Raw genomic sequence first — 3,647 nt, 5'->3', positions numbered from 1 at the left:
CGGTGGCCGCCGGCCCGGTAGTGATGGCGCTCATCGGATCCCTTCGGTGGTGCCGGGGTCCGAGGCCAGGAACGAAGAACGCCCCGGGACTCTCGGGCCCGGGGCGTCGGTTTGGTTGAGTGGTCAGCCAGAAACGACGGGCACCGAGTCGCGGTACCCGTAGAAAAACTCGTAAGCCTGACGTAGCACGCAGTCATGGTCGCACGCGAACCGCGGTGCGGCAACTTTGCGCACCACTCAACGAAGGGAACGCTGACGGTGGCCCGACGTAGGCTGGCCGGCGAGATGACCGATGTCGACAGCGTCCTGAGCCCGCCTCCCGAATCCGCACCGCAGCGCCCGCGCGCCCGGCTGGCCGTCGACCCTGCCACCCTGCTCGACGGCCTGAATCCGCAGCAGCGCGCGGCCGTCGTGCACCACGGCGGGCCGCTGCTGATCGTCGCGGGCGCGGGGTCGGGCAAGACCCGCGTGCTCACCCATCGCGTCGCGTACCTGCTCGCCGAGCGCGGCGCGCAGCCGGGCGAGATCCTCGCGATCACGTTCACCAACAAAGCCGCGGGCGAGATGAAGGAGCGAGTCGCCACGCTCGTCGGGCCGCGCGCGAAGGCGATGTGGGTCAGCACGTTCCACTCAATGTGCGTGCGGATCCTGCGCGCCGAGTCCAAGGTGATCGGACTCAAGTCGTCGTTCTCGATCTATGACGCCGACGACGCGAAGCGGTTGATGACGATGGTCGGCCGCGACCTGGACCTCGATCCGAAGCGGTACCCGGCGCGGTCGCTGTCGGCGCAGGTCAGCAACCTCAAGAACGAGCTGGTGACGCCCGAGGCATGGGCCGACAAGGCCGGCAACGCGCACGAGAAGGTGCTCGGTGAGGCCTACACCCGCTACCAGCACCGGCTCCTCGAGGCGCACGCCCTCGACTTCGACGACCTGATCATGGCGACGGTGGGCTTGCTGCAGCAGCATCCCGACGTGGCCGAGCACTACCGGCGGCGGTTCCGGCACGTCCTGGTCGATGAGTACCAGGACACCAACCATGCCCAGTACGTGCTGGTGCGCGAGCTGACTCTGCCACCCGTGCCAACCGGCACAGCCGCCGCCGAGCTCGCCGTCGTGGGTGACGCCGACCAGTCCATCTACGCATTCCGCGGCGCGAGCATCCGCAACATCCTCGAGTTCGAACGCGACTACCCGGACGCGACGACGATCCTGCTGGAGCAGAACTACCGCTCCACCCAGACGATCCTGTCCGCCGCCAATGCCGTCATCGCGCGAAACCCCGACCGCAAACCGAAGAACCTCTGGTCCGAGGCCGGTGCCGGCGAGCAGATCAACGGCTACGTCGCCGAGAACGAGCACGACGAGGCGGCCTGGGTTGCGCAGCGCATCGACGAGCTCGCCGACTCGGGGACCGCGGTCGCCTCCAGCGTCGCCATCTTCTATCGCACCAACGCGCAGTCCCGTGTCTTCGAGGAGGTGTTCATCCGCATCGGCCTGCCGTACAAGGTCGTGGGCGGTGTGCGCTTCTACGAGCGGCGCGAGATCCGCGACGCACTGGCCTACCTGCGGGTGATCGCCAACCCCGACGACGTCGTCAGCCTGCGACGCATCCTGAACACGCCCCGCCGCGGTATCGGCGATCGGGCGGTGGCCTGCGTCAATGTCCTCGCCGAGCAGGAACGCATCTCCTTCGGCGCGGCCATCGAGCGGGCCGACGAGGCGTTCGGGCTCGCGGACCGGTCCCTGAACGCGATCCGCGACTTCGCCGCCCTGCTCACCGAGATCCGCGGCGTCGGTGCGGGCCCGGACGGCACGCCCAGCTCGATCCTCGAGGCGGTGCTCGACAAGACCGGTTACCTGCGTGAGCTCGAAGCCAGCCGTGATCCGCAGGACGAGGGGCGCGTCGACAACCTGCGCGAGCTCGTCAGCGTGGCGCGGGAGTTCGAGGAGCAGCACGCGGGCACCGACGAGGCGACCTCGCTCGTGGCGTTCCTCGAACAGGTCTCGCTGGTCGCCGACGCCGACTCGATCCCCGACGCCGACGATTCCGGCGGCGTCGTCACCCTGATGACCCTCCACACGGCCAAGGGGCTCGAGTTCCCGGTGGTTTTCCTGACCGGGCTCGAGGACGGCGTCTTCCCGCACCTGCGCACGCTCGGCGACCCGGCCGAGCTCGCCGAGGAACGTCGCCTCGCCTACGTCGGCATCACCCGCGCCCGCGAGCGGCTCTACCTCTCCCGGGCGCTGTCGCGATCGGCGTGGGGCGCGCCTTCGTGGAACCCGCCGTCGCGCTTCCTCGACGAGATCCCCGGTGAGCTCGCGGTCTGGACCGGCGAGGTCGACCGCCAGCCGTTCGTCGGCGGGTACGAGGATTCCGCCGCGGCCGGCCGCTACGGCGACCACGGCTACCGCTCGGGTGGCCGCTCGGGTGGCCCTACGCCGTCCGCCGCAGGTCGACCCACCACGGGTAGAACAGCGCAGGAGCAGCTCGCCGCGTCGCGCCTCGGCGGGGCCGGCCTGCGCGGTGGCGCCGGGAATCGCGCTGTCCCGTCCCTCGACCCGGGCGATCGCGTCACCCACGACGCGTGGGGCCTGGGCACGGTCGTCGCGACCCGCGGCTCGGGCGACGGCTCGCAGGCACAGATCGACTTCGGCACCGCCGGCCTGAAGTGGCTGATGCTGCGCTACGCCCCCGTCCAGAAGCTCTGACACCGCCTCGTCAGGCGAATGGGTTGACGATCTGGACCCCGCGGATGGTCTCCCCGGCGTTCATGTCCTCGGTGAGTAGACGATCGCACCCAGACGATGCTGCCGCTTCGACGATCAGTGCGTCCCAGTACGAGAGTCGTGCCTTCTCTGCCGTCTCCATGGCGGCTCGCACGAGCGGTAGATCGGTTGCGATCACCGGGAGCTGCGCGAGTTGTGACACCGCTGTGCGGGCTGTCGGAGCATTCAGAGGGTGGCGCAGCTTCCGGGTCACTGTTACGTAGAACTCGCCCAATACCTGTGCACTGACTGCGAAACGCGCAGGGTCCTGCGAGCCGATCAGGTTCTGCGCGATGGAACGCTTCGCCGGCTCGTGGACGTCGAATAGGTACACCAGGACGTTCGTGTCGAGAAACCAGCGGCTGGTCACCGTTCGTAGAGATCCTCGCGGGTCCAGGTTCTCCCGCCAGGCCCGCTGCCGCTGCTTGCCCTATCCGACAGATCGAGGAGGGTCGCAATCGCAGTGCGCGTCGTGTCGCGACCGGCGAAGGCCTCGAGATACTCGCGCAGCACCGCGTTCACCGACGTGCCCTGCTCGAGCGCCCGCAGCCGCGCACGCTTGAGCAGGTCGTCGTCGATCACGACCGTTAGGTTCGCCATATGACCAGTGTAGCGCTGATTCCGTGTAACACGGGTCACCCGGACTTGCCGGGGCCGAGCGGCTTGCACGCCGACGACGGCCCGGCGTAGGTCGGTGACTGCAGCACGACAAATGTCCCGGAGCGGTACGCCACGTAGTAGCCGTCCGTGATCGCCTGCGCGTACACGACGTTCGGCTTCGGCGCGGGCGGATTGCCGCCCGTGTCGGGCGCGAACATGTCCAGCGCGTAGAAGTCGGGGTCGGGCGTGTCCGCCTGCGGGACGGTTGTGTAGTCGCG

4 protein-coding genes are annotated in these 3,647 nt (G+C 68.9%); 1 reads left to right on the top strand and 3 read right to left on the bottom strand.

Annotated elements, in window-relative coordinates; translation table 11 throughout:
• Nucleotides 1-285: 285 nt before the first annotated feature.
• Complete coding sequence (gene pcrA, locus VIM26_RS00900; RefSeq protein WP_331948422.1) at nt 286-2,712, top strand: DNA helicase PcrA; 2,427 nt, start codon at nt 286-288, stop codon at nt 2,710-2,712.
• Nucleotides 2,713-2,722: 10 nt separating this feature from the next.
• Here the strand turns inward: pcrA and VIM26_RS00895 are convergent, their stop codons facing one another.
• The 3 genes from VIM26_RS00895 to VIM26_RS00885 all read right to left on the bottom strand — a co-directional run.
• Nucleotides 2,723-3,139, bottom strand: coding sequence for a PIN domain-containing protein (locus VIM26_RS00895; protein WP_331948421.1), 417 nt, complete (start codon nt 3,137-3,139; stop codon nt 2,723-2,725).
• Nucleotides 3,136-3,351 (bottom strand): hypothetical protein, encoded by a 216-nt coding sequence (locus tag VIM26_RS00890; RefSeq protein WP_331948420.1) that lies wholly within the window; start codon nt 3,349-3,351, stop codon nt 3,136-3,138. The genes VIM26_RS00895 and VIM26_RS00890 overlap by 4 nt, the downstream gene beginning before the upstream one ends.
• A gap of 53 nt (nt 3,352-3,404) precedes the next feature.
• Nucleotides 3,405-3,647, bottom strand: a 243-nt coding sequence (locus VIM26_RS00885; RefSeq protein ID WP_331948419.1) for a hypothetical protein, incomplete at its 5' end; no start/stop codon positions are given.

Source organism: Pengzhenrongella sp. (genome assembly GCF_036565025.1).
In the GTDB taxonomy this organism is placed as follows: domain Bacteria; phylum Actinomycetota; class Actinomycetes; order Actinomycetales; family Cellulomonadaceae; genus Pengzhenrongella.
The sequence above is the reverse complement of the archived record's forward strand: the minus strand, read 5'-3'. Positions and strand labels throughout refer to the sequence as shown.